The organism is Paenibacillus sp. 2TAB19 (genome assembly GCF_052115185.1).
Classification (GTDB): domain Bacteria; phylum Bacillota; class Bacilli; order Paenibacillales; family Paenibacillaceae; genus Pristimantibacillus.
Genome location: NZ_JBFRGE010000003.1, coordinates 1 through 26,226 on the forward strand (window position 1 = coordinate 1; position 26,226 = coordinate 26,226).

At 51.4% G+C, this 26,226-nt stretch carries 23 protein-coding genes; 4 read left to right on the plus strand and 19 right to left on the minus strand.

What is annotated here, in order from left to right; genetic code table 11:
* Positions 1-403 precede the first annotated feature (403 nt).
* From AB4Z33_RS01840 to AB4Z33_RS01855, 4 genes are read right to left on the minus strand one after another with little or no spacing between them, the layout of a single operon-like run.
* The gene (locus tag AB4Z33_RS01840; protein WP_442048253.1) at positions 404-1,348 is read right to left on the minus strand and encodes an alpha/beta hydrolase; all 945 of its coding nucleotides are present in this window, start codon (positions 1,346-1,348) and stop codon (positions 404-406) included.
* 15 nt (positions 1,349-1,363) lie between these two features.
* Positions 1,364-2,002: a bifunctional 4-hydroxy-2-oxoglutarate aldolase/2-dehydro-3-deoxy-phosphogluconate aldolase gene (locus AB4Z33_RS01845; protein WP_442048254.1), complete on the minus strand. Its 639-nt coding sequence runs from the start codon at positions 2,000-2,002 to the stop codon at positions 1,364-1,366.
* 25 nt (positions 2,003-2,027) lie between these two features.
* Positions 2,028-3,311, minus strand: a complete 1,284-nt coding sequence (mutY, locus tag AB4Z33_RS01850) for an A/G-specific adenine glycosylase (RefSeq protein ID WP_442048389.1) — start codon at positions 3,309-3,311, stop codon at positions 2,028-2,030.
* Positions 3,312-3,319: 8 nt separating this feature from the next.
* Complete coding sequence (locus AB4Z33_RS01855; protein WP_442048255.1) at positions 3,320-4,213, minus strand: AraC family transcriptional regulator; 894 nt, start codon at positions 4,211-4,213, stop codon at positions 3,320-3,322.
* Between the two features lie 210 nt (positions 4,214-4,423).
* Here AB4Z33_RS01855 and AB4Z33_RS01860 point away from each other — a divergent pair, with 210 nt between their 5' ends.
* Complete coding sequence (locus AB4Z33_RS01860) at positions 4,424-4,774, plus strand: c-type cytochrome (protein ID WP_442048256.1); 351 nt, start codon at positions 4,424-4,426, stop codon at positions 4,772-4,774.
* Positions 4,775-5,018: 244 nt separating this feature from the next.
* Here AB4Z33_RS01860 and AB4Z33_RS01865 read toward each other — a convergent pair whose 3' ends face one another.
* The 5 genes from AB4Z33_RS01865 to AB4Z33_RS01885 all read right to left on the minus strand — a co-directional run bounded on the left by AB4Z33_RS01865 (position 5,019) and on the right by AB4Z33_RS01885 (position 12,096).
* On the minus strand, positions 5,019-5,249 hold the full coding sequence (locus AB4Z33_RS01865) for a hypothetical protein (RefSeq protein ID WP_442048257.1): 231 nt from the start codon (positions 5,247-5,249) through the stop codon (positions 5,019-5,021).
* A 68-nt stretch (positions 5,250-5,317) separates the two neighbouring features.
* Positions 5,318-5,710, minus strand: coding sequence for a holo-ACP synthase (gene acpS, locus AB4Z33_RS01870; RefSeq protein ID WP_442048258.1), 393 nt, complete (start codon positions 5,708-5,710; stop codon positions 5,318-5,320).
* 52 nt (positions 5,711-5,762) lie between these two features.
* The gene (locus tag AB4Z33_RS01875; RefSeq protein WP_442048259.1) at positions 5,763-7,859 is read right to left on the minus strand and encodes a copper resistance protein CopC; all 2,097 of its coding nucleotides are present in this window, start codon (positions 7,857-7,859) and stop codon (positions 5,763-5,765) included.
* Positions 7,860-7,873: 14 nt separating this feature from the next.
* Positions 7,874-8,959, minus strand: a complete 1,086-nt coding sequence (locus AB4Z33_RS01880; RefSeq protein WP_442048260.1) for a DUF4198 domain-containing protein — start codon at positions 8,957-8,959, stop codon at positions 7,874-7,876.
* Between the two features lie 128 nt (positions 8,960-9,087).
* Entirely contained in the window at positions 9,088-12,096 is a 3,009-nt protein-coding gene (locus AB4Z33_RS01885) for an EAL domain-containing protein (protein ID WP_442048261.1), read from the minus strand.
* A 176-nt stretch (positions 12,097-12,272) separates the two neighbouring features.
* Between AB4Z33_RS01885 and AB4Z33_RS01890 the strand changes: the two genes are divergently transcribed.
* Positions 12,273-13,412, plus strand: coding sequence for an SGNH/GDSL hydrolase family protein (locus AB4Z33_RS01890; RefSeq protein WP_442048262.1), 1,140 nt, complete (start codon positions 12,273-12,275; stop codon positions 13,410-13,412).
* Positions 13,413-13,479: 67 nt separating this feature from the next.
* On the opposite strand, the gene nadE is transcribed toward AB4Z33_RS01890, so the two are convergent.
* The 6 genes from nadE to AB4Z33_RS01920 form a co-directional block, all read right to left on the minus strand.
* Entirely contained in the window at positions 13,480-14,289 is an 810-nt protein-coding gene (gene nadE, locus AB4Z33_RS01895) for an ammonia-dependent NAD(+) synthetase (protein ID WP_442048263.1), read from the minus strand.
* Positions 14,290-14,307: 18 nt separating this feature from the next.
* On the minus strand, positions 14,308-14,742 hold the full coding sequence (locus AB4Z33_RS01900) for a BrxA/BrxB family bacilliredoxin (protein WP_442048264.1): 435 nt from the start codon (positions 14,740-14,742) through the stop codon (positions 14,308-14,310).
* A gap of 78 nt (positions 14,743-14,820) precedes the next feature.
* Positions 14,821-15,228, minus strand: a complete 408-nt coding sequence (locus AB4Z33_RS01905) for a DUF3905 domain-containing protein (RefSeq protein ID WP_442048265.1) — start codon at positions 15,226-15,228, stop codon at positions 14,821-14,823.
* A gap of 17 nt (positions 15,229-15,245) precedes the next feature.
* Complete coding sequence (locus AB4Z33_RS01910) at positions 15,246-15,389, minus strand: hypothetical protein (protein WP_442048266.1); 144 nt, start codon at positions 15,387-15,389, stop codon at positions 15,246-15,248.
* Between the two features lie 89 nt (positions 15,390-15,478).
* A complete protein-coding gene (locus AB4Z33_RS01915; RefSeq protein ID WP_442048390.1) occupies positions 15,479-17,155 on the minus strand; it encodes an ATP-binding protein in 1,677 nt (558 codons plus the stop codon).
* Positions 17,156-17,269: 114 nt separating this feature from the next.
* Positions 17,270-18,124: an alpha/beta hydrolase gene (locus AB4Z33_RS01920; RefSeq protein WP_442048267.1), complete on the minus strand. Its 855-nt coding sequence runs from the start codon at positions 18,122-18,124 to the stop codon at positions 17,270-17,272.
* 225 nt (positions 18,125-18,349) lie between these two features.
* Between AB4Z33_RS01920 and AB4Z33_RS01925 the strand changes: the two genes are divergently transcribed.
* Complete coding sequence (locus tag AB4Z33_RS01925; RefSeq protein WP_442048268.1) at positions 18,350-19,648, plus strand: NAD(P)/FAD-dependent oxidoreductase; 1,299 nt, start codon at positions 18,350-18,352, stop codon at positions 19,646-19,648.
* Here AB4Z33_RS01925 and AB4Z33_RS01930 read toward each other — a convergent pair whose 3' ends face one another.
* Complete coding sequence (locus AB4Z33_RS01930; RefSeq protein WP_442048269.1) at positions 19,649-20,071, minus strand: hypothetical protein; 423 nt, start codon at positions 20,069-20,071, stop codon at positions 19,649-19,651.
* A gap of 176 nt (positions 20,072-20,247) precedes the next feature.
* On the opposite strand from AB4Z33_RS01930, the gene AB4Z33_RS01935 reads away from it, so the two are divergent.
* Positions 20,248-21,153 carry a helix-turn-helix domain-containing protein gene (locus tag AB4Z33_RS01935; protein WP_442048270.1) on the plus strand — a complete coding sequence of 302 codons (906 nt, stop codon included), beginning with the start codon at positions 20,248-20,250 and terminating at the stop codon, positions 21,151-21,153.
* Here the strand turns inward: AB4Z33_RS01935 and AB4Z33_RS01940 are convergent, their stop codons facing one another.
* The 3 genes from AB4Z33_RS01940 to xylA all read right to left on the minus strand — a co-directional run bounded on the left by AB4Z33_RS01940 (position 21,154) and on the right by xylA (position 26,004).
* Positions 21,154-22,896 (minus strand): methyl-accepting chemotaxis protein, encoded by a 1,743-nt coding sequence (locus AB4Z33_RS01940; protein WP_442048271.1) that lies wholly within the window; start codon positions 22,894-22,896, stop codon positions 21,154-21,156.
* Between the two features lie 273 nt (positions 22,897-23,169).
* A complete protein-coding gene (gene xylB, locus AB4Z33_RS01945; protein ID WP_442048272.1) occupies positions 23,170-24,669 on the minus strand; it encodes a xylulokinase in 1,500 nt (499 codons plus the stop codon).
* A 21-nt stretch (positions 24,670-24,690) separates the two neighbouring features.
* Positions 24,691-26,004 (minus strand): xylose isomerase, encoded by a 1,314-nt coding sequence (gene xylA, locus AB4Z33_RS01950; protein ID WP_442048273.1) that lies wholly within the window; start codon positions 26,002-26,004, stop codon positions 24,691-24,693.
* Positions 26,005-26,226 lie beyond the last annotated feature (222 nt).

The window sequence follows — 26,226 nt, forward strand, 5'->3', positions numbered from 1 at the left end:
GATGAAACCTACCTGAGAGTAATATTTCTCTCAGGTAGGTTTCATCTTGCGCCTATATACTAATCCCATGACCCCCCTTATTATATATTATCTCTTGTAGCCTGCGGCTTCGTGCCGCAGGCGTCTTTTTTTAGTATGGCTCGTTATCATAGGAATAGGATTGAAAATACGGCTTATATCAGGCGACATAACCCTTTCATGAGGGTTAAGCTGGATAACCTGGCCTATTTCTCCACATAAACAACGCAAGCCTTTCAATATTCCTCACAGTCGAAGAATAGGATGCAAAACCCCGCTTAAGCAAGCAAACTCAGCTGCTTCGGAAAGATTAGGATGTAAAAAACCGCCTAACGTAACCTGTGAAAAGTTACGAAGACGGTTTTGGTCAGATTTATTTTATAAATCACTTTGTGTTGGCGTCTAAGAAAGGCAGCACTGTGTGCCAGAAACCCGGGTCCTGCTCGGATGCGCTATGTCCGTTTGACTGTACGAACAACGTCTCGATCGTTCCCGCCGGCAGCTCGCTCTGTAGTTGCTTCAAGTCTTCCGAACGGATGAAATCATCGCCCTCCGAATGAATCATAAGTACCGGGGTTTTCGTTTTCATGCCTCTCGTTGTGCCTGCCGTCGCTGAACTGTCCCTCGCATGTTTCTCTAATACGGTTTTAATATCAGCTTCCTTGAACTGCTGCCTCGTAATGCCTGCGCGAATAAGCCAAATCGAAGGTATCGCATAAGCGAGCGGAAAGATCGGCATCTTCTTTCTTCTGAGCTCGGCCTTCAGCATCGTATCGAAGCGAACGGGCATTGAATCGGTCACTACGGCGGATACATCCGCGCCATGATCCAATGCGAGCAGTGCGCCGAAACCGCCAAGCGAATGGCCGAGGACAGCTACGCGCTCGGCGTCGAGACCCGGCGTTCCCTTCGCTGCGGCGATAGCCGCCAGCATGTCGTCGCGGAACATAAGCGCCGACGGCGCTTTGATCGATTCGCTGTTCCCATGGCTGCGCGCATCGTACATGAATACAGCGAAGCCCGCTTCATATAGCGGTCTCGTATAACGCAGCACGCGCGTCCGGTTCGAGCCCCAGCCATGCGCCACAATAACGACCGGCAATCCTGCTTCGCCTGACTTGCTTAGCGTAGTCGGCTGCAGAAGCCAGCCTTCGATGCGCGAGCCGCCGCTTACGAACGATAGCGGCTGCCATTTTGTCGCCACATCAGGCGACTCAACATTCGCCAGCTTGCGCGGCTGCTGGCTCTTCGCGCCTATGCTCCAAATGACGTATGCCGCCAACGCCAAAACAATAACGACAACCATCGCAATCCATACTTCGGCTCCCATACGTATGGCCTCCGTCTATTGATCCAACTGACGGACGGCGTCCGCGAACAGCTTCGCCCGTTCCGTCACTTGATCGAACTTGCCTTCTCGAACCCATTCCAAGTTAATAAGCTTGCCGCCCATCCCAACCGCATTGGCTCCGGCTTTGAAGTATTCGGCAATGTTGTGCAGATCCACTCCGCCTGTCGCCATGATCGGAACGGAATCCAAAGGACCGCGGATTTCCTTCAAATAGCCGACTCCGAGCGTTCCCATCGGGAACAGCTTGACCGCCTCTGCGCCGGCCTTAACCGCCTTCACGATTTCCGTCGGCGTCATGACGCCGGGCCAGACAGAGATGCCGCGCTCGCGTCCGAACGCGATGACTTCCTCGTCCAGGTTGGGAGAAATGATGAATTGCGCGCCAGCGTCAACGGCTTGCTTCGCAAGCTCCATGTCAAGCACCGTTCCAGCGCCTACAGCCGCCTTGCCATCGAACTTGTTCCGCCACCGCTCGATCATCGCTGCCGCGCCGTCCGTATTCATCGTAATTTCCATCATATGAATGCCGCCGTCGATCAGAGCTTGAGCCGCATTATCCGCGTGTTTATTTTCAATCCCTCTTAATATAGCCACAATTTTGTGCTTAAGCAGCAAATCAAGCATTTTGCTCATCGTTCTTCCTCCGCTCTTTATTCAACTATTCCCAGAATTCACGTAAAATCCGCAAAAATAAGTTCGGGAACGGAAGTGTATCCATATCCTCCGGCCCAATCCATGCATATTCCTTAGGCAGCTCTTGCTCGGCTACAGCAAGTACTGTATTAGCGTAGGCTTGAGAGTCTTCAGAGGTTATACTGATTCCCGTACGGGCAGCACTATTACCGAACGCTGAAGGCTGGCCCTCTTGATCCATATACCCGCTTGCCGCTTCGGCAGCAATGCCGTAAGCCTCCGCCGTATCGGCAGTCAGCCCTTCCCCGCCCAAGTCGGTCAAGTAAACGCGCATCTTCCAATGTATATGGCTGAATACGTGATCGGCATCCATGAACCAGCGTCGCGGGCGAATGAGCAGCCCTGTCTCATCCAGCAGCATTCCGCCAAGCTCGGCGGCCAGCGCCTCCTGTTCCTTCGGCATATCCTCGTTCAGCAGCCCAGACTCGTCCTTGGATAGCAGCAGATGCGGAAGCTCCCACATTTGCGCCAGCAGTCCGGTATCCGGACGTCTTCTTACGAGCACTTTGCCCGCATTCGCCCCTCTTCCAAGCACGATTGCGGCAACACGCTGCTCTGGCCGCGGAGGCTTGGCCTTCGTCTTAATCGGCAATTCGCCCTCCCGACCTTCCAGCCTGCCCTTGCAATGCTCCATCACCGGACAGGTCAAGCAGCCCGGCGACTTCGGCGTGCATACGAGCGCGCCTAGCTCCATTAACGCCTGATTAAAGTCGCCGGCAGCTCCTTCGGGAATCAGCGACACCGCCAGCTTCTCAATAGAAACGCGAGTGGCTGGTTTCGCAATGTCATCCTCCAAGCAGAAGTAGCGCGACAGCACCCTCATAACGTTGCCGTCTACCKCCGGCTCGGGGCGGTTGAACGCGATGCTCATGATCGCCCCGCTCGTATAAGGACCGACACCCTTCAGTCCGGCTACCGCTGTTTTGTCATCAGGCACAACGCCTCCGTACTTTTGAACGACCTCTCTAGCTCCAGCCTGCAGATTTCGCGCACGCGAATAGTAGCCAAGACCTTCCCAGCACTTCAGCACCTCTTCCTCAGGTGCTGAAGCCAGCGCTTCAGCGGTCGGGAACTTGTCCATGAACCGATTGTAATAGGGAATAACCGTATCCACCCGCGTCTGCTGCAGCATAATTTCGGACACCCATATCCGGTAAGGATTGCGGTTCTGACGCCACGGCAGATCGCGCTTCTGACGACGATACCAGACGAGCAGCTCGCGGCTGAAATATGAACTTGCTTGCTCCATCTCTGTCACTAGCTTAAATCCCCCTTTTCATGATGTGTTGTGCGCTCCTGCTCCGCAGTGGACTTGCCAGATGCGCTTGACTTTGCAATACGGCGATATTGAATAGGCGAAATGCCTGTGTACCGTTTAAAGAGTCGGGACAAATAATGATTTTGCATCCCTACATGACGGGCAACCTCGGCGATCGGCTCTGCCGTCTCCGCAAGCAGCTGCTTCGCAAGCGCCAACCGGCGATTCGTCACATATTGGATCGGCGAGCAGCCCATCATATTTTTGAACGAGGTAATAAAATAGTTTGRATGCAGAAAAGCAACCTTAGCCAGCTCATCAATCTGAATGTTGCGGTCCAAATGCTCCTCAATGTAAGCCACGACTTCATTCCATTTGATATCGGGGCTCTCGATGCTCTGCTGCTCCTTCTGGCTGTAGCTCTCCTCGAAATATAAGGCGAAAAGCTCCAGCAGCACCGCCTTCATTCTAAGCTCGCGAGTCACGCCTTGCGTCGTTTGGAGCTGGATGAGCTTCATGAACAATTGCTGCACATACTCGTCATCCTTAATCTCTATAAAAGCCGGCAATTGCTGCAATTCAATGAACTGCATATCCGCCGGATCCAGACGATAATGGCACCAATAACGTCCGAACGACTCGTCGCCCTTCGTCCCGAACGATTGCACCTTGCCGGCCGGCATCAGAAACAGCTTACCGCGCGTTGCGCTATAGCTGATCGAATCCATCTTTAGCCAACCCTCGCCCTTATCTACATAGCAGAAGCGGTAGAAGTCAGGCTCTCTGTTATTCTCACACCATCCTACGTTGCTCGTTGAATAAGCCGTCATAAGCACGTCGGCATGAATGCGATTTAATTGATTTTGCATAATGGTTGCGATTGTCGGGTTCATTGTTTCTCCTGTTGTCTATACCGCAAATAACCCGGATAGGAAAGAACGGGCAAATGATTTTGGCAGTAAAGTATGTATAAGATGTTTATACTTTGGTATATTTTTAGATATAGCTGAAAGACTACCTATCTATTATACGGATTTACGCAATAAATGCATATGAATGTTAACGAATTGGCAATTGGAAAGTATAGAGAGGGGATATACAGCATGAGTAAACAACTTCAAAGGATCGCTATCCTATGTAAAATAGCTATTGCAGCGGCCTTGCCGCTTGCACTGGCGGCTTGCGGAGGCGGGGATGATAAAGGAGCCGGCCTTCGAGATGCGCCGCCTAAGGTCGCGGCTGTCTACAAAGCGAACTGCGTCAGCTGCCACGGTACCGAGCTGCAAGGACGCATGGGGCCGGTGACGAACCTGCAGGAGGTTGGCGCTCGAATGGAAGCAGCCGATATTGTAAGCCAAATCGAAGAAGGCGAAGGCTCAATGCCGCCGTTCAAGGAGCGACTAACCGCGGAGGAAATTAACGGGTTGGCCGAGTGGCTGGCGGGGAAGAAATAGCCGATAAGGCTGAATATCAAAAAAGAGGCTTGGCACTCGTGCCAAGCCTCTTCTTGCCTGTATTTCATACAATCTAATCGGGCCTAATAGCCTGTTAAGCGACTTTTGCATGGAAAGCATACAGTCAAATCCGGCATTCTTGCCCTCAGTAGCCTTCCCCGTCCATCTGACTGTATAATTTCCAATCAAACTCTGATATCGTCTCGTTACTAGCCTTTTGACTGCACAAAATCCACTCAAAAAGCTAGTATCCGATGTGATGTCCGTTCAGCTTCGGCGATTTGCCGCCATAGTCGAGCACTGACGGACCTGTGTAGGTCCAGCTCGTATCGCCCATCTGCGGGTGCGAAGGAAACAGCTCGCCCTGCATCAACACAAGATCGCCGCCCCAATCGTCGGAATAAAGCCCATCATATTGAACCCATTGTCCGGTCTTGAATCTGCGCTTTGTTTTCTGCTGCCGATCTTCTCTCATCGCCGTCAACTCCCTCTCACCGCATAAGCTTGGTATATTACATTCCAAGTATGGGCAAAAGGTTACACCTATATGCGTTCCACCACCGCGAAAGCCGAAGCAAGCGTCCGCTCATGCGTGATTGTCACGTGAATGCGAATATTTGCTGCCGACAAACCGAGGCGTCTACAAGCCTGTTCCGATAACACGCATACAGGCTTGCCGCAACCGTCTCTACCAATCGTCATATCTGTAAAACCTACCGCCCGGCCTATTCCGCAGCCTAGCGCCTTCACCACCGCTTCTTTGGCCGCGAATCTGCCAGCCGTGAACTGCTCCAGCCGTTCCCCCGAGTAACMCGCCGACAGCTCCCGTTCTTCCTCCGTGAGTACACGCTCTACGAATTTCGCACCGGTTCGTCCGTTCATTATTTGCTTAACTCGACCTATATCCGTTAGATCATGCCCGATGCCAATGATCATCCTCACACCTGCCTTTATATGATGGTGAGATTAGCAGATGCAGGTAGGGAAGTCAAGAACTTGTCTCTCGCTCAAAATGAATAGAATGGCCTAACCCGTCAATTACATCCACCGTAATCACGTTGCTGACCGAAACATCGATTAAAGCTCCGGTTGCCTTATACGTATATTTCACAAAGCCGGGATACGAATCGGCATCCGAATCAGCGGGTTGCGGTTCGAACGGAATGGTTTGAAGCGTTTGTGAATTCGATTCTCCATCCGACTGCGGCGCTGTCGATACGTCAATCTTACTTGGAGGCCCGCTGTCTTCAGGCAGCCATAAATATAGGATCGCCTTCTGACTACTCGATCTGGAGTCGCTGTCCTCGTCGATTCGCAGCGTCATATGAGCTTGCTCCCCCATCACATGCCAATACAAAGGGATGCCTGCTGATTGCTCTAACGCTGCGGATGGCGGGGAAGTTGTCGAGAGCATTCCTGCCAGCAGGAACAAAACAACCGCTAGCAAAATTTCGATTCGGATGCCGATCAACAGCCCTCTCATAGAAGCCGCCGCTTTGCCGCCCCCCGTTTCCTCCGTCTGCGCAAGCCTCGGCATGAATACGAGGCGGTGCAGCGCTGCAAGAACTAGCACAAGCAGCAGTAAGCCCGATTTGATTAGGATAAGGTTGCCGTAATCTTCAGTAATAAGCTGCTTCCAAGAGTCAAGCTGCTTAACGGACAGCCATACACCGCTCACAATGATAAGCATCATGCTTGGCAAAGCCCAGGCCGCGAATCGCTCTGCAGCGAGCTTCAAGGCGGCCGCCGCCTGCCTCCGATAAGTTAGCGCAGCAAGACCGGCGAGACCGCCAAGCCAGATAGCGGCCGATCCCATATGAACCGCATGCGCAAGGATAGCCGAGCCGGCGTCCGTCAGTTCCGCATAAGCATGGCCCGTCAGCGGGAACGTGACGATGATCGCCGCCGCCGCCGCTGCTTTCACGATATTCGCGAAGCGCTGCTCGCGAACGGGAGCGAATGCAAGCAGCAGCAAGAGCACTGCCGCTAAGGGACGGAGAACAGCAATCTTGCCAACCATCGTTCCGTTAGCAATCTGTCCGATCGGGATGCCGCCGAGATCGTTTGAAAGCATCGTCAGCCTCCACATCCCCGTAGCCAGCCACACGGCAACGGCAATTGCCATCACGATTCGTTCTGCTCGCAGAGTGAAACCGGGAGGAGCATCCTCGGTGTAATTTCTCCATATGCAATAGCGGAAGAAGAGCAGCGCTGCTAGTATAGCGGACATAAGCACATCCGCAATCCGAAGCGTTGACATTAGCTTCTGACCGCCCGCATGGTTATGCTCGCTATCCTCCGTGTCCGTTCCCAGCATCTCTTGCTCGATTTCCGAAGCGTCGGCTTCCGTGGAGTTCGTTGAAGTTAAGGGCGCCGTCGGTTCGCTGCTTGGCGGCAGCGAACTAGTTGGTTCACTGATCGTATCAACACTCGCCTGCAGTTCCTCAGTCGCCAGTGCTGAATCTGTCTCCTGACTGTCCACCTCCGCAGAGCTAACGCTCGTATTGTCGTTTTGTTTTGGCGGAGACGTTGCAGAGGGCTTAGCCGAAACGCCCACGTCCTTGTCTATCGTGTCGCTAGGCGTAGGCTTTGGCTTCACAGACGGCAACGGCTTGCTGCTGACTGAAGGCTTCTCTCCGCCGCTCTGCTCATCCTGCCCCGACCCAGCTTGCCCGCCGCCATCAAGCGAAACCGTCTCATCCGGCTTCGTCTGCGTCAGCTTGCCGCCGATCGCGAAGCGGAACGACCCGTCCGTAATATGCGTATCGAGCGACAACACTTGCCACACTACCTTATACTCGCCGCTTTCCAGCTTCGGTATCGTATAGACAAGCGTCATTTCTCCGTCCGCGCTCAGCTTTCCTGCTATGCTGCTGCCATCGCTTGCTTTCGTAAGCGTGACGCTGCTAAGCTTCGAATCAATTTTCTCCGTGAACGTAAGCTTAATCGCCTCAGGCGAAGCTTGCAGCTCCGCATCCTGCAGCGGCGTCGAATGCGAAAGATAGGCATGCGCCGAGACGAAGCTCGGCAAGCATGCCCACATGAACCAAATCGTTATCGTTATAAGGCTAAGTCGTTTAATCATCGCTTTTCGAACCATTACTTCGTATAGATCGCAATGGCTGCCCGATTATCGCCGACTGCCGGGAAATATTCAACGATCGCTCCAGCTCCTTCAACCGAGCCGCGCAGCGTAACAAGTCCATTGCCTTTGAATGAAGCGTTCACGTATTGGCGGATGAACGATGCATCGACCATTGTTGTGCCTTTCTTCACCGTTACGGAGGCTGCTGTCCCATCCGTCACTGCATTGCCATTCACATAAAGATTCGGCGCGGCGGACGCCGCTGTTCCTGGCAGCTTCGGTGAACGATTCTGAACAGTGAACGTCATCGTCGCTTCATAGTTCGTGCTCGTATACTCGCCTTCCTTGCCTTCTGTTGTAACAGGCTTAGCGCGAAGCAAGTAATAATCCGCCGCTCCCGTCGTGAACGTCACAATCCCCTTAGCGTCGGTCGTCAATTCCAGCGATTCCGAGTTGCTGCGCCGAATGAGATCAACGGCCGTATCCGCCAGCGGCTTGCCTTTCAGCAGCAATTGCACGGACACCTGCTCCGAAGGGGCAACGGCGGCCGGATTAAATTGCGGAACAAGCTCCGCGCGATCCGGACTAACCTGCTTCGAGAACCCTGTCAACGACTTCACCCGCTCGGCGACCGGAATATCGCCAACCGCTACGAACGACTTGGCGCTTCGCAGCGTACGGCTGGCTACGCCGCCATGGGCGAATACCGTATCACCCTCTGCCGAAACAACATAGGCTCCCGGCACATTCGATTTAAATGAAGTAACAAAATAATTGTTCACTGCCGGCTCTGTCTCCGTTGCCGCTTCCCCTGCATAGAAGCGCGTACCTGTAATATCCGACTTAACGCCAGCTGGTGTCGTTACGAACACCTTTGTCGTATCCGGACTCCACTGGCCGGCAATACGGTAGCTTTTATGATCGTTCGAGTGATTGCCAAGCATAAGCTCGACATAGGATACTTGTCCCGGTGCGACGATTGGCGTGTTCGTCTGCGACCAACCGTCATGCGCGAAGACGGGAACGGCCGCTCCGAGCGTTAATACGGCAACGAGAGCCGCGCCTGCAAGTTTTTTTCTGATTCTCAATGTTTTCTTCATAAAATGAAACAACCTCCGTCGATTTGGATTTGATGTCCAAATTGTATCAACGAAGGTCGATAAGCACATGACTCGATCGGGCTATAAGCTTGTGAACGATGTATGAACAAGAACAAATCTCTAGCTTGCTATGTGCGGGAGTACAGGAAGGACTCAATCTGCTCGGCCGGCAACGGCTGGCTAATATAGAAGCCTTGCATGTAGTGGCATCCTAGCTCCTGGAGCAGCTTATATTGTTCAGCCTGCTCGACTCCTTCAGCGACAATTCGCAGATCAAGGCTATTCGAGATCGAGATGATTGCTTTTACAATATCGATATCTTGCCGCTCGCAGGACAACTCTTGAATAAAAGATTTGTCGATCTTCAAGCTGTTAAGCGGCAGCTTCCTAAGCATTGATAACGATGAATAACCCGTCCCGAAATCGTCCATCGCAATCTGAATGCCGATTCTCTCCAGATCTCTTAGCAAAGAGATCGTGTAATCAAGATCGTCGATGACGGTGCTTTCCGTTATTTCGAAGCATAAATAGTTCGGATCCATCCTCGTCTCATTGACAATGGACTTCACGGACTCGATGAAATCAGCCTGCTTAAGCTGGCGTCCGGATATATTGACCGACAACTTGAGCGGCCGATGCCCGGCTGCCAGCCATCTGGCGTTCTGTGAGCAGGCTTCTCGCAGCACCCACTCGCCAATCGGAACGATAAGACCCGTCTCCTCGGCTAGCGGAATGAACGTCATGGGCGAGATGCATCCAAGCGTCGGCGAGTTCCAACGCAGCAGCGCCTCGAATCCATAAAGCTGACCAGTCGCCATATCGATCTGCGGCTGATAATGCAGCACGAACTCATCGCCAAGCACCGCTTGCTTCAGCTCGCGTTCCAGATTAAGCCTCCACATCCTTTGCTCAATCATCTGCTCCGAGAAAATTTTGAAATGATTTTTGCCCGTTTGCTTCACATGGTACATCGCAATATCCGCTTTCTTGAACAGCGAATCTGCATCCGTCCCGTCGCGAGGGAACAAGCTAATGCCTGCGCTTGCCGAAATGGTCAGATTAACGCCTTCATCGAAGATGAGCGCAGACAAATAGGTCGCAAATGCGCAAGTGAACGACTCGATCTCTTCTATATGCCGGAAGCGGTAGAGGACGACGAACTCATCGCCGCCGAATCTAGCAATATAATCCCCCTCCCGCACAAGCTCCTTTAGTCCAGCAGCGACAAGCTGCAGCAGACGGTCACCCATATGATGCCCGAAGCTGTCGTTCATTTTTTTGAAGTGATCCAAATCAAGAACGATAAGCGCGAACGGCTGATCGGGATGCGCCGTTGCTGACGACACTTCCTCGAAGAAACGGCGTCGATTCATCAGTCCCGTCAACGTGTCGTGATAAGCCAAGAAACGCATTTTTTCCTCTGACTGCTTTCGCTCCGTAATATCTCTTACCGAACCTACCATTCGAATCGCAGTGCCACTCGAGTCATGTAAGGCTTCACCCGATATCGCCGTCCATACATATTCTCCTGAATGCTTGCGGAGCCGCACGTCAACGGAGAAGGGAACATGTTCGTTAATATGGGCGCTTAGCGCCCGCTTATAATATGCCTCGTCATCGCTATGTACAAAATAATCCAGTGTCTGAGCATCAGCGCACTGCAGCAAGTCATAGAAACGCTGGTTCCATGCTACTTCTCCCGTTACCAGATCCCAATCCCAAATGCCGTCGTTAGTCGTTCTCGAAACGATCTCAAGCTGCTCGGCAATTTGACGATATTGCATGCCCTGCTCTCTGACCTCGTCAAGCAGAGCCTGCTTGTCGAGCGTATTTCCAATAAGGTCCAGATAATGCACGACTGACATATAATCGTCCATATTCTCTACCGTATCCGAGAGCCGTGTGCCTGCTGCAAGCACACTCCAGTTGTCCGGTTCGGTCCGATAAGGGATGATATAGATCATCTCGCTGTCTTCTTCCTTCTGAATGCTTTCGATAAGCTGAAGCGGCGGGAAGGTCTCAACGGGCATGCTGCCTGCATGCAGCCGCTGCTCATCGCGCTGGAAATGATAGAGCTCGGTTAACGATACATTTTCCCCGGGAGAAGCATCAAAGTTCCATGTCCCCAGACAACCCCATTGGAAATGCGGTGCAAGCGCCCAAGACAAGTTCTTCAACTGTTTAATGTTGTAATTAAGAATAAATTTATTGAATTCATAGTGAACGCCTAGCTGCGTAACTCTTTTTTTATCATCGCGGTGATCTTCAAGAATCTGCTTCGTCGTCGTTTCCCTCTCAAGATGCGTTGAACAGCCGCATGTTCCGCGTGCAATAAGCGTGCACTCAATCCGATGGATGGATGACGGAATGGAATCCGCTGGATTGTTAATTTGGCTCAGCAGCAATTCAACCGCAAGCTGGCCTTTACGCACAATATTCTGATCTATACTGGAAAGTCCGCTTCGCTGCGATCTAGCTGCAATCGTGTTATCGAAGCCGATTATCGCCATATCCTCGGGAATACGAACGCCAAGCTCCTCGAACCGCTTAATCATGCCAATCGCCATCATATCCGTGCAGACAACTACGGCGCGGAAGGGAAATCCCGCTTGGGCAATCCGCTCCGCTGCCCGCCTGCCTCCGTCTACGCTCAAATCGTCCGGATCGATCACGAAATGCGGATCAAAGCGCAGCCCGCATGCTTCAAGCCCCTTCTTATAACCATTCAATCGATACTTCATATCGTCAAGCGCCAGATGCCCTACGAATCCGATGGATCGGTGACCATGCTCATACAAATGCCGCACTGCGGCCATAATCCCGCCTTCATTGTCGCAGATTACCGTTTGTGCTTTCACATCCAGCGCATCAAGATCCTTCGCTACGCCTACAATCGGTTTGTTCCATTCATTCGACAATTGCTGTATATAGGAGTCTGTAGCTGCATTGTTCAAAATAATCCAGCCATCCACGTAGTCAAGCGCAATCGGACAATCGAATTTTTTTCCCGCTGTTCGAATAGCAACTAATCTTGCGTCATTTTGCAAAGCTGCCCTTTGGATCGAATTCATCATTTCACCAAGGTAATTGCCGCCTAGGAAGGACGTCAATAATCCGATTGTTGGTTTACGTTGCATCGATAACAGCTCCCTTAATGTCGAATAATGTATGTAACCGAATCATATCATTTCGACTATGAAAGCGCTACCCGTAATTTGGGAATGTATGGGTTATAACTGTAATAGTGACATACCTTTCGAAAAATGATAGTTTGAGTTAGCAGCAGTTATTTTGACTCTAGGAGTTGAACAGCGTGACCAGTACTTATACATCCGTTACCGCCTTGTCGTCTGCAGCCAACTTTATGTACAGACCGACCGGCGAGACAACGATTACTTTCCGAACCTATGTGAAGCCGCGCGAGTATGGCGCGCTTCGCTTGAAATTATGGCATAGCAACGCCGTTGATTCCACTTGGTCAGACGGCACTGAATCCAAGGCTTCCGATAAAGGCGGCGCTTGGCGAATCGAGAGCTGTACGATCGGCGATGGCGGCCTGCACTCTGATGGTGCAGCTCAGGCTGGCAGCCTGCACACGATCACCTTCAATGGCGACGCTTCGAAGCAGGTGCTGCCAGGCGAGCGCTTCTGGAGCGATCCGGTAGACTTATTCATTCCCGAGGGGCATTCGCTTGTATTTACATGGGCGATTGCGGCGTACGGTCCGGAGGACGGTATTCCTTACAATACAGAGACACTGCTAGCCTCTGCTTATGAAGCTGCCGGCAATCTTGCGGCGCAACATAGCGCGGAAGGATTCTTGCCCGCCGGCAATCGGCAGGTGTTGCCATCCATGATCGCTTACGAACGGTCCATTGATAAACATCTTGTGTTTCTCGGCGATTCCATTACGCAAGGCGTGCGTACGGAAAAGGATGGCTACTCGTTCTGGTCGGCTCGAATCGCGGAGGGTTTGGCGCCATCCATCGGCGTGTGGAATATCGGCAGCGGTTGGGCCCGCGCCTATGATCTTACCCCGGAAAGCCCATGGCTATATAAAGCAAAGCAAGGTAATGAGGTCGCGATATGTCTTGGCGTCAACGACATTGGAACAGGCAATCGCAGCGCAGAGCAATTGATTGGTGACCTAACCTCGATTATCGAGCAATTGAAGGCAGCTAATCACGAAACCAGCCTTATTCTTTTCACCCTGCCGGCCTTCAACTTCGAAGGCGCTCATGAAGAGGTGTGGCGGACCGTTAACGAATGGATCAGACAGCAAGCGCCATCGCGCGTGGATCGCGTTTTCGATATCGCGAAGGCGCTCGGGCAGGCTGCGCCTCATGAGAACAAGCTCAAGGACGAATATATGAGTCCGGGCAATGACCCCCATCCGAACGGCAGAGCAGGAGCGGATGTCGCTGAAGCTTTTCTAGCTTGGTATCATAAATAAAGAGAAGGCAGCATGAAACGCTAGAATAGCGTTTTCTGCTGCCTTCTCTCTATGTGCTGCAACCAAGTTAGATGCCTGGAATCGGCGATCGTTTGTGMTCGGTTTTCAAATATTGMTTCTCAAGCTTCTCGCGCGCCTCTTCGCTAATTTCTTTGCCTTCGAGGTAGGCGCTATTCTCATCGTACTTAATGCCAAGTTCGTCTTCGTCGGTCTGACCGTCCCATAGTCCCGCGGTCGGCGCCTTGTCAAGGACGCTTTGCGGTACGCCGAGATGCGATGCCAGCAAACGAACCTGGCGCTTGTTCAGCGAGCTAAGCGGCGTAACGTCTACAGCTCCATCGCCCCACTTCGTATAAAAGCCGGTAATGGCCTCCGAAGCATGATCGGTGCCAACGACAAGCAAATTCATATCGAAGGCAAGCGCGTATTGCATGACCATACGCGTTCTTGCTTTCACATTGCCTTTGCCGCCGCGGCTAAGATGACGGTGAATGCCCAGCGACTTAAACCCATGTTCGACTTCGAGCGCGATCTCGTCAACCGCTTCGCCGATATTCGTCTCCACTTTATGCGTAAGCCCGAAAGCTTCAGCGACGGCGTAGCTGTCGTGAATATCCGCTTGGTCACTATACGGCTGGAAGACGCCGAGCGTAATGTATTCTTGGCCCGACTCCTCGCTGAGCTCGTCGGTAGCGCGTTTGCACAGTCCTGCCGCTACCGCGCTGTCAATGCCGCCACTGATCGCGATCAGCAATCCTGTTGTTCCCGATTGCTTGACGTATTGCTTCAGGAAGTCGACCCGTTTACGGATTTCCGCTTCCGGCTCAATTTCCGGCTTTACGCCAAGACGTTCAATGATTTCGCGCTGCAAGCTCATAAGTATCGTCTCCGTTTCTTATTTGCAGAACCGGTCGAATGCATCGGTCAAATCTGCTGCGATGTCTGCTGCCGAGCGGTTCTCGATTTGGTGGCGTTCAATGAAATGAACAAGCTCTCCGTCCTTCATCAGGGCGATCGAAGGGGAAGATGGCGGGTACGGCGCGAAATATTCGCGTGCTTTCGCCGTTGCTTCTTTGTCTTGACCTGCGAACACCGTGTACAGGTGGTCAGGCGTTACTTCGTTCTGAAGCGCTTCTGCTACGCCTGGACGGCATTGGCCTGCTGCGCAGCCGCATACGGAGTTGACTACGATAAGCGCTGTTCCTTTGGCGTTCGGAACGGCTGCCTCCACTTCCTCCGGTGTACGAAGCTCTTGAACACCGATACGGGTAAGATCGTCGCGCATCGGTTGAACCATATCTAACATATATCTTTCGAAGGACATAGACATTGTAGAACACTCCCTTAAATTACATGATTTTAGCTACTATTATACCGTCCCTTACGAAAATAAAGCAACCGGAGCTCATCACTCCGGTTGCTCATTTATCGCCATATCCGCCGATTTATCCGGCTCACCCGCACCGTAAGCCGCATTTTTGTCAAGATGCATAAAAATGCCTGCCTGCGGAGCGATTTTCCGTTCGAAATAATCTCGGTTCTCTGCCGTTTGGAAGCCGATGTCCTTGAATGGATGCACCCACTGATCTCCCGCCATGATAGCCGGATCTGTCTCCACGCTCCATTGCGACAGCGGAGAATGGTCGGATTCGTAATTGTGATCGCCGATCACGACACCATGTTCATTGACGAAAGGGGCGCGTTCGCCTCTTCCTTCACGGAATTCCGGCAGAAACTCGATCTCATACGGATCTAGCGCGGGATCATCCTTCATCGCGCTCTGTTCGGGATGACRTTGCTGCTCTTCATCAGCCATTCGCAAGCGCCTCCTTGCTAGATCGAAGGCCGATTCGGGCCGTTCAACTTCTTATCGTAGCCTGCTTCTTCAGCAGCCTTGCCGGATTTCGCCGTATTGTTGGCTGCTTGCTGCCGCTGCTCGCGTGAGCTGCCTTTGTCGCCCCTATTGTTTTGCGCCATGCTTGCTCTCCTCCTTCCAGCTTCCGGCTCGAAATCATTMAAGCCAGTCCTGTTGGTTTCGAAGCTAGTATGCGCATTGACCGCTTACCTTATGTCGCTATTCCGACCTCTTGCGTATGTATATTAAAGCTTACAACGAATGTCGTACCTTTGCCTTCTGTGGAATAAGCATCGATTCGGCCGTTATGCCGTTCTGCAATACTAAGGCATAGCGGCAGCCCGAGTCCCGTTCCTCGCGTCTTTGTTGTAAAGAAAGGCTCGAACAGCTTATTCATCTTCTCCTGCGGGATCCCTACGCCAACATCGACGATACGAAGCTCGATAACGTTGTCCTTATATTCCGTAGTAATCGTGAGAATGCCCTTCTCGTCCATGGCCTCCATACCGTTTCGTGCAAGATTAAGCAGCAATTGCTTAATTTCACGATCGTTCACCATAATCGATGGCATATCCTCGCCTAATTCAACCAGCAGCGACTGCCCGCGCAAGTTCGCATCGGCTTCCAGCAACGGCTTCATATCCCTAATGATGTCATTAAGCGAACTCATCTCCATAGCTAGTGCTCTATTCTGCGCAAGCGATAAGAAGTCGCTTATAATGCTGTTGACGCGATCCAACTCCTCCATCACAATACGGAAATAATCATGATGGGTCTGTCCGCTGCGCTCCTGGATGAGTTGAACAAAGCCGCGAATGACAGCCATCGGATTCCGAATTTCATGCGTTATGCTTGCGGCCATCTGGCCGACAAGGCTCAGGCGCTCCATGCGGCCAACCTCGTCGCGCAATTGATTAATTTCGGTAACGTCATGCGCAAGCAGCGCTGCCCCAGCGACCTGTTCGTTAACCGTAGATCGGATCGAGAACGCGGATTTGAGCAATATTTTATCGCCTTCGATGTAGGGCTGGAGCGTTTCTCTATCGCCGTTCAATGCTTTCTGCAACAGCTCCTCGTACGCCGCTGCTAACTCAGGTACGAATATATCGCGGTATGATTCCCCAAGCAATAGCTTCACGTTATTGAACTCCGGCTTCAACCTAAGAAGCTTGATCGCTAGTTCATTAATATGGGTAACAATACCTTCCCGATCGAGCAGCACAACCGCAAACGACGTCTCGTCAATGAATTGCTGAAGCTTCTCCACCTCGTTGCGATAATTGGCCGACACGCGGGTAACTTCATCATACAGAAGCTTCTTCTCCCTGACGCTTTCGATCATATAGATAGACAACCACATTGCAAGCAAAGTTCCAACAATGCTTATTAATAATGAACTTATGATCTCTGCGTTAAATTGAATTTGCTGAACTGAAAAATATAAGATGAAGGTTAAAGCGTAATAGAGGCATATCAAAGACATGATAAATAGCCCGATCCGTTTCTTGCGAAGCGAAGATACGCGATGAAAATGACGTAATGTCGCCGACATCCCCATCATGAAAATAATGATGAATACGCTGAAAATTACGAATTCGGACAAGTTGTCAAGCATCGGTATGCGGAATACTGCATATACGATGGTCAATACGACTAAGGTCGGCAGTCCGCCGTATAGAGAAGCAACCGTATAAGGAATGAGACGAAAATCAAGCTCATAACCGTGCACGCTCTGCGAAGTAATCATGCATAGAGCCATTGCGCCTCCGCCCAGCAACGACATAATAAGCGATGTGTCTTTGCTGCCGCGATCTTTGTCATACCATAGCTGATAAGCAAACACCGGCAATAAGGATAAGATGAATTGTAGCAGCAGCTCCTTCAACACAGACAATCAGATCCCCCTAGCGTCTAAACTGCTATTCAAATGTCTCAAGCATGTCATTTCCTTCGGACGCAACGTAACATAATCTATCATACTATCATTCCCAAAAAACATAAACTACCTGTTTTGACATCTGCGATCAATCCAGTCTATCATTTGCACAATTGTATGTTCCCCATCGATATCATTGTGCAGTTCATGATACCCGCCTTCGACCGGAAGCCAATCGCATCGGTCCCCGAGCCGAGCCGCTAGCTCCTTGCTCGCTTGAAAGGACGTTATTCGATCCGCCGTACCGTGGATAATCAGCACAGGAACGTCAAGCTCATCGATATGCTCGATCGCCCATTCCCCGGCCCGCTGTATTTCCAAAAAAGTTCGAACTGTAATTTTCTTATGATACAGCTCGTCATTGATGATGGAGGCTGCATGCGGATTGCCGCTTCGATACAAGTCCTCCGTCTTCAAGCCCGTTGACTGCTGCAGCGCCGGGACAATCGACGCCAGCCTGCGAGCGAGCCACAACTTCACTTCCGGTGGTTGAAACGCCAGTCGCAGCCATGGGCTGGACAGAATAAGTCCTGTAAGCATCGGATGAAGGCGAAGCGCGCAATTCAGCGCAATATTGCCGCCCATGCTATGCCCATATAAGAACAGAGGCAGCCCTGGATGCCGTGAGCTTGCGTCGGCGATCATAAGCCCTGCCTCGCTGACGGTCGCTTCAATCGACAGCATATGGCCCCGCTTGCCTGATGAATGTCCGTGGCCGAACTGATCCATGGCCACAACAGCGAAGCCATGGGACGTCAGCCTCTCGGCAACATGCGAGAAGCGCTCGCCGTGCTCCCCCATGCCGTGCAGCACGCAGACGACACCCTTGACCTCAGTGTCATCGGCTGCATCCGGCAACCACTCCCTCACGTACAATTGTGCTTCCCCTACACCTTTCAGACGCCTTTCCAATCGCAGCATCCGCATCGCCGCCCTTCTTAACTTTTCATTTGGCTTCATTATAACGCATACCTATGCGGTAAAGAATGATACAATGAAGGTGAAACGGCAAAAGCCGTCCTTTGGAGGCGTGGCTCGTTTCATTCCGGAGAAATATAAGCATAAAGATAAGAGTGAAACTGATACTTTCCTATATTTGAAGAAATGATACGATCCGAGGGATCAGACAGAAAGGCAGCGTGCAACATGTACGACATTATTATTATTGGCGGCGGCCCTTCCGGCCTAATGGCAGCAGCAGCAGCAGGCAGCGGGGGAGCAGACGTACTGCTCATCGACAAAGGAGACAAGCTGGGCAGGAAGCTCGGCATATCCGGCGGCGGCAGATGCAACGTGACAAATGCGAAGGAGCTTGACGAGCTCGTTAGACATATACCCGGCAATGGCCGTTTTCTATTCAGCGCCCTGAATACCTTCAGCAACCGCGACATCGTCGCGTTCTTCGAAGATATGGGAATCGCGCTTAAGGAAGAGGATAACGGAAGAATGTTTCCCGTTTCGGACAAGGCGAAGACCGTCGTTGATGCGCTCATACGCAAGGTGAAGGAGCAGCGCGTTACGGTAAGAACGCTATCCCCCGTCAATGAGGTGCTTTATGAGGATGGCGCCGTAAGCGGCGTTAGACTTGCAAGCGGTGAAGCGATCAAAGCGAAGGCGGTCATTATTGCAACAGGGGGCAAATCCGTACCCCATACCGGCTCAACAGGCGACGGTTATCCTTGGGCGAAGATGGCCGGGCATACGATTACGGAGCTATATCCCACTGAAGTGCCGCTTACTTCCTCCGAACCTTGGATTCAATCCAAGGAACTGCAAGGGCTGTCGCTTCGCGGCGTCATCCTTACCGTATGGAGCCATAAGGGCAAACGTCTCGTCTCGCATGAAGGGGATATGATCTTTACTCACTTCGGGTTATCGGGTCCGGCCGCGCTTAGATGCAGTCAGTTCGTCGTGAAGGAATTGAAGCAGACGAAGGCAGCCGACCCGAGCAATGCTGCACGAGCAACCGTTTCCTTAACAATCGACCTTCTTCCGGGAAGGACCGAATCGGAGGTGTACGAGGAAACGCTTCGTATGGCGAAGCTCGAGCCCCGCAAAGCGATCCGCAACGTCCTGCGCGGCTACCTGCAAGAAAGGCTGCTCGAGTTTCTATTGGATCGCTGCGGCATTTCCGGCGACATTACGTACGACAACATACCGAAGGAGCCTTGGCTTGCGCTCGCTGCGCAAATCAAAAGCTTCCCCGTAGCGATAAATGGTACGTTATCGCTAGAGGAAGCTTTCGTCACAGGCGGCGGCGTCCATTTGAAGGAGATCGATCCGCGCACAATGGAATCCAAGCTCATGCCTGGATTGTATTTTTGCGGTGAAGTACTCGATATACACGGTTATACAGGGGGCTATAATATTACAGCTGCCTTTACGACCGGCTACAATGCGGGCACGAACGCCGCGCTTAGCGTTGGAACGGGTGAATTAGGCTAGCTAGATCCGCACATCGCCGGAGAAATGATCGTACGTTCCCGCATCCGGCAGAAACTCATCGTCATAATCAGCATCATCGTCACGGTTGCGGAGGAGATCAGCCTCCTCCTGCCCTCCGGCGGCATAGGAATCCACCCAATCCTCGTTAACGACATGCGCTGGAATGGTAACCGCATCAAGCGCGTAAGCGCTGCTCGTTACGGCCCACTCCGCAATATGCGACTGCTCCACCAGCTTCCCTCCATTCGCTTGCGCAATCTCCAAAGCCGAAGTTAAATCGCTGCCTTCAATGTGAATATGTATACGATTATTATCATGTAATACGGGTGCGTAACCAAGCTCCTCTAGCGTATCAGAGGCAAGCGCCGCGCTGCGCGCATCGCTGAATTCGAACAAAATAGCGGATTGATCGGTCAAATTCATCTTCCTTTCCTGCGTTTCCATTAGTATGCCTATTTGTACGGCTAATCATGTTCAATTGTTGTTTTTTGCTAAGGACATCAATATTTCAAATTTAACTATGTCTTTATGTTAGCTTTTGTGACATAATTAGTTATGATTATGTTTGAAACATGTGAACTGATGGGAGGACGTTATCGATGAATCATTTATTTTATTTACTTTCGGATCCGATGCTTATCATTGAAATAAAGGAATCCCGCCTGTATATTCGCGATGTTAATCAAGCATTTACCGAATTCTCGGGCTTTAAGAAATCCGATCTGCTCCATTTGGATCCTTCTTCGGCCATTTCGACCGCTGATACAGGCAACTCCTTCTACGATGTTATTCATAGCCTCTCCGAGGATGAATGGTCATCGCCTTCGATAGAATGCGCTTTGGTTACCAAATCATCTACGCCAGCGCCGATTCGCTTATCCAGCCGCAAGCTTCAAAGCGACGGTCTCACCTTCTACGTCCTTATTTGCAAAGATCTTAGAGAAACGAAGTGGATTGACGATTATATCGTTCAGAACAAAATTATGATATCCACCATCGTCGATGACAAATATAACATCAAGACTTTGAAACATTATTACGCTCCCGTTCAGGAGCCCGCCTCGTCGTATATCGGAACTTCCATCTACGATATGGTTCTAGAGCATGACCGCAGCAAAGCAAAGCGCGTATTCGAATACGCCAAAAACAATCGCACGGCAGAGAAAATCGACTTCCAGCTCAAGTTAGGCGACCGCAGCTACTCCACGAGCGCTCTCATTCAGCCTTTCTATAACGGCAACCGCAGCTTCAAGAACTTCGTCGTTATACTTATGAACATGCAGCTTAGCTCGCAAGAGGAGGATCCATCCTACAAGCTGCGCATGCTGATGCTGAGCAAGAACGTATCCGTCACCTCGCTGGCGCAGTCCACTCTTATATCGCTGACGACGATTTCCAAAATTCGCAATGGAAAAATCAAAAAGCCCCAGCGGCTCACCGCCGAGCTGATCGCCGGCGAGCTTGGGGTTAGACCTGAGATGATATGGAGCAACTTCAAACGGTAACTACAGCTTGAATTGCTGAACGACCTGCTGCATTTGAACCGAAATATCGGCTAGATCTTGCGCCGCAGAGGATATATCCTCTGCGGATTTGTATTGCTCCTCGGCCGATTCCGCAACGGCACCGGCAATATCCGATGTCCTTCTCGCAATATCAGTCATGTGCATGATCGAGGAGGTTACCTCCTCCGAGCTTGCCGCAAGCTGCTGGGATGCGGCAGCAACCTCTTGAATTTTGCTAAGCACATTCATCGAAGCGTTCGAGATCTGCTCGAACGACTCTCCCGCTTCCTTCATGCTCGCTAGTCCTTCCTTCGTCTCATGCTCACTCGCCCGCATCGCTTGAACCGTCACGGTTGTATCCTCCATGACCTTGCCAAGAAGCTCCGTTATACGTGTGACCGATTCCGCAGATTGCGTCGACAGCTTGCGTACCTCCTCGGCTACAACCGCAAAGCCTTTGCCATGCTCGCCTGCCCTTGCGGCTTCAATCGCTGCATTCAAGGCGAGCAGATTCGTCTGCTTCGAGATGCTGCCGATCAGATCAGAGACGACTCCGATGCTGCGCGTATGAGACTCAAGTCGATGGACCTGCTCCGCAGCTTGACGAACCGTCTCGTCGATCGACGTCATTTTGAAGACGACATTTTGAACCGTTCGGCTGCCTTCCTTCGCTTGTTCCGTTGCAGCTGCCGACATCTCCGATACGTATGAGCTTGATTCCGCAATCCGCGACACGCCGACGGACATCTCTTCGCTTGCCCGGCTAATTTCCTCGAACCGATGCATCTGCTGCTCTGAGCCCGAAGCAACTTCCTTGAAGCTGTCTGCGGCCGCTTTGGAAGAGGAGCGGTTATTGCCCGATACGGTCATTAGAKCATCCGACGAGCCTGTAATGTTCAGTGAAGCGTGCTGGACCGCATTCATCGAAGCGCGCAATGCACTCAGCATCGTATCCGCAGCCTTTACCATCTGTCCAACTTCATCACGATTACGAACCGTAGGCACTTTCACTTGCAGATTGCCTTTTGCCACTTCTGCCAGCACCAATGCCGTCTTCTGTATAGGAGAAGAAATTGCCCTTCTTATGTAGAGAATGAACATTACTATAACGACGCCTGCAATTACAAGTCCAATCAAGATCGACATGTTGCTGCTGTCATACGTCTCCTTGCTAATCTGCTTCGCCGCTTCCGCGCCTTCATTATTTGTGCGAATCAGCGTATTCGTATACGTCATCATCGTATTGAACGATTGATCCGATTCTGCAAGCGCCGCTTCAATCTTCACCTCGTTGTCCCACTTGGCTGCTTCAAGCATTACTTTACGGTAAATCGCGATATACGACTTCCATTCGCCGTCGAGCGATCGGATCATGCTCTCGTCCTCGCCCTCCGACTTGTTCGCGCTGTAATCCTTCATCAGTTTGTCGATCTCCACTATCGCGGCATCGCCTTCAGCCAGAAGCATTTCCTTCTTAATCGCTATACTAGTCCGCGCCACCTGCATCTGCAGCGTATAAATATGCTCCATCATATAATTGATTTGATGAATCGTGTCGATATTGGCAAGCCAAGTATCGGTAATTTGTGCCGTTTGGCTATTCATCTCCTTCGTCATTTTGAATACCAGGACACCGTTAGCCATCAATATGATAAAAATAGTCAGAAATGAAATCGTAAGCTTGCGGCTCACCGTCATACTTAGATTGAACTTGAAGCTCTTCATATTCATTTTCTTTTTCATATTCAGCACCCCCAAGATGAATGTCGCACCAATTCTACAAACCCTTTATGTCAGTATAGCTCACATAATCATGAGACCAAAGACGTATACAGGTTATGAAATGGGGACTAGAGGCATAGTTTCCTTGACCTTATAACGATTTCTCAATCCTTATGGATAAAAGTTTAAAACTTTAAATCAAATGACTCTTTCTCAGCATTTGTCGAAAAATAGCACAAAAAGAAGCAGCAGCCGAGACGATCTCGACTGCTGCCCTATCTTCTACCTATTTTGTTATTTCGTACGGTAAGGCGCCAATGCCTCGTTCAAGCTGCGTGTCTGAGCATACACCTGTTGGTACACCTTGAAGATGCCTTCATAGGTTTGGACCGCTTCAGGCTGCGGCTCGTAACGATCCGCGTGCTTCACGAACTTGTCGGCGCATGCCTCCAAGCTTTCGAACCAGCCAGATCCGTATGCAGCGAGCATAGCCGCTCCAAGGCCCGGACCTTGCTCGTTCTCTAACGCTACGACTGTCGCTCCGAATATATCGGCTTGCATTTGCAGCCATACCGGATTTTGCGCGCCGCCGCCGATCGAGACAATCGTATCGACCGTCTTGCCGGCTTTACGGAACATGTCGACAGACTCGTTAAGCGAGAACGTAATGCCTTCCATAACCGCACGGGCAAAATGCTTCCGCTCATGCGCACCGTCAACGCCAACGAAGCTGGCGCGAATGACGGAGTCCGCATGAGGCGTCCGCTCGCCGACAAGGTACGGCGTGAAGAGCAGGCCGCCAGCGCCAGGCTGAACGTCGCCAACGCCTTCAAGGAATTGATCGAATGATTCGTTCGGCGCGAATGTTTTCTTGAACCAGCTCAGGCTGTATCCTGCTGCCAGCGTAACGCCCATCGCGTAGAAGGCGTCTTGCTTGCCGTGGTTGAAGAAATGCACCTTGCCTGCGAAGTCTTTCGATTTGTCGTTTTCATAGGAAAGAATAACGCCGGACGTACCGATACTGCAAAGCGTAAGCCCTTCGGACAGGATCCCTGATCCTATCGCGCCGCAAGCATTGTCTGCGCCGCCTGCGAATACTTTCGTCGCCTCGGTAAGACCCGTTGCAGCTGCAACCTGCGGTAGAAGCGCACCTACAAGGCCATGCGACTCAATAAGCGCTGGGCAGAAGCTTGCAGGCAGATTGAATGCGTCCAGAACATCAAGACTCCATTCCTTGCCGGCAACATCAAGAAGAAGCGTTCCCGCTGCGTCGGAGTAGTCCATATGAAGCTCGCCCGTCAACCGATAGCGTACATAATCCTTCGGCAGCAGGAACAGCTTCGCTTKCTCGAAGGCTTGCGGCTCGTATTGACGAACCCATAGAATCTTCGGCAGCGTGAAGCCTTCAAGCGCCGGGTTGCGCGTAATGCTGAGCAGCTTGTCGCCAAGCGTGCGCTCTATCTCACGGCATTGCTCCGTCGTGCGCGTATCGTTCCACAATATCGCGTTGCGAACCGGATTGCCCTCGCCGTCCAGCAGCACGAGGCCGTGCATTTGTCCGGAGAAGCTAATGCCTTCGATTTGTGTTTCGTCGATGCTGGAGGAGGAGGCGAGCTCGCGCAGCGCCTCGATCGTAGCATCAACCCAGTCATCCGGCTTCTGTTCGCTCCAGCCGGAATGTTCATGGAACAGCGGGTAGCTGCGGGATGCTTCCGCTGCTACCGTGCCGTTCTTGTCGACGAGCAGCGCTTTAACTGCGCTCGTCCCTAGATCTATACCGATAACGTAGCTCATTCGTAAGAGAACCTCCCCAGCTTATACGCTGAAAATAACTTCGCTAAGCATGAGGCGGATGCGCTCTTGGCGTCCGGACTCGTTTTTGATCGGGTTGTTTTGAAGCGCGTATTGCTCAAGCGATGCAAGCGTCGCTTTGCCGGATACGATCTCCGCGCCGATACCTTCTTTGAAGCTGCGGTAACGGTTGTCTACGATGTTGTCGAGAATTTTCTCGTCGATTAGTTTCGCAGCAGCTTTCAAGCCCCAAGCGAAGCTGTCCATACCTGCGATGTGCGCCAAGAACAGATCTTCCGCTTCGAACGAACCGCGACGTACTTTCGCGTCGAAGTTAACGCCGCCACGGCCGATGCCGCCAGCTTTAAGCACTTCGAACATTGTAAGCGTCGTGGAGTACAGGTCAGTCGGGAACTCATCCGTATCCCAGCCAAGCAGCAAGTCGCCTTGRTTCGCGTCAAGCGATCCAAGCATGCCGTTGATTGCAGCTGTGCGGATTTCGTGCTCGAACGTGTGACCTGCAAGCGTTGCATGGTTAGCTTCTAGGTTCAGTTTGAAGTGATCTTTCAAGCCGTATTTTTGCAAGAATGCAATTGTTGTAGCCGCGTCGAAGTCGTATTGGTGCTTCGTTGGCTCTTTAGGCTTAGGCTCGATCAGGAATTGCGCGTCGAAGCCGATTTCTTTCGCATAAGCGATAGCCATGTGGTACAAGCGAGCAAGGTTGTCAAGCTCGAAGCCCATGTCCGTGTTAAGAAGCGTCTCGTAACCTTCGCGGCCGCCCCAGAATACATAGTTTTCTGCGCCAAGCTCTTTACCGACTTCAAGACCTTTTTTCAATTGAGCGCCAGCGTATGCGTATACGTCAGCGTTGCAAGTTGTGCCTGCACCGTGTACGAAACGTGGGTTCGAGAACATGTTAACCGTGTTCCAAAGCAGCTTTTTGCCGGAAGCTTTCATGCTGTCCTTCAGCAAAGCTACGATAACATCTAGGTTTTTGTTCGTTTCTTGCAGTGTAGCGCCCTCAGGAGCGATGTCTACGTCGTGGAACGCGTAGAAAGGAATGTTCAATTTGTTCATGAATTCGAAGTTAGCTTCTACGCGAGCTTTGGAACGGTCAAGACCGTCGTATTGATCCCAGCCGCGAACCATTGTTGCGTTACCGAATGGATCAGTGCCGTTAGCGTTGAATGTATGCCAGTAAGCAACTGCGAAGCGCAGGTGCTCTTCCATTGTTTTGCCGAGAATGACTTGCTTAGGATCATAGTGTTTAAATGCTAGCGGATTGTCCGAACCTTTACCTTCAAACTGGATTGTGTCGATGCCTTTGAAATAAGTCATTGAGAACAAAATCCTCCTTCACGAAATTCGATAATTTTTTTGAAAACGTTCTATTCACAGGATAACACGCCTTAACTTAGTTTGTCTATTAAACAAACTAAGTTTTTGTGTTAAAATGATTAAAACTTGGCTTGCTCTCAATTTCACCCTATTCAGTATGCGATTCAGGCAAGCTGTATATTCGATTTTTCATCACACATGATACAATAGAAGTTATTGTCA

Coding starts and splice junctions, on each gene's coding strand:
- AB4Z33_RS01840 (WP_442048253.1), bottom strand. CDS start 1,348: ATGGGAGCCGAAGTATGGATTGCGATGGTTGTCGTTATTGTTTTGGCG.
- AB4Z33_RS01845 (WP_442048254.1), bottom strand. CDS start 2,002: ATGAGCAAAATGCTTGATTTGCTGCTTAAGCACAAAATTGTGGCTATA.
- AB4Z33_RS01860 (WP_442048256.1), top strand. CDS start 4,424: ATGAGTAAACAACTTCAAAGGATCGCTATCCTATGTAAAATAGCTATT.
- AB4Z33_RS01865 (WP_442048257.1), bottom strand. CDS start 5,249: ATGAGAGAAGATCGGCAGCAGAAAACAAAGCGCAGATTCAAGACCGGA.
- AB4Z33_RS01875 (WP_442048259.1), bottom strand. CDS start 7,859: ATGATTAAACGACTTAGCCTTATAACGATAACGATTTGGTTCATGTGG.
- AB4Z33_RS01880 (WP_442048260.1), bottom strand. CDS start 8,959: ATGAAGAAAACATTGAGAATCAGAAAAAAACTTGCAGGCGCGGCTCTC.
- AB4Z33_RS01885 (WP_442048261.1), bottom strand. CDS start 12,096: ATGCAACGTAAACCAACAATCGGATTATTGACGTCCTTCCTAGGCGGC.
- AB4Z33_RS01900 (WP_442048264.1), bottom strand. CDS start 14,742: ATGTCTATGTCCTTCGAAAGATATATGTTAGATATGGTTCAACCGATG.
- AB4Z33_RS01910 (WP_442048266.1), bottom strand. CDS start 15,389: ATGGCGCAAAACAATAGGGGCGACAAAGGCAGCTCACGCGAGCAGCGG.
- AB4Z33_RS01920 (WP_442048267.1), bottom strand. CDS start 18,124: ATGCTGCGATTGGAAAGGCGTCTGAAAGGTGTAGGGGAAGCACAATTG.
- AB4Z33_RS01925 (WP_442048268.1), top strand. CDS start 18,350: ATGTACGACATTATTATTATTGGCGGCGGCCCTTCCGGCCTAATGGCA.
- AB4Z33_RS01930 (WP_442048269.1), bottom strand. CDS start 20,071: ATGAATTTGACCGATCAATCCGCTATTTTGTTCGAATTCAGCGATGCG.
- AB4Z33_RS01935 (WP_442048270.1), top strand. CDS start 20,248: ATGAATCATTTATTTTATTTACTTTCGGATCCGATGCTTATCATTGAA.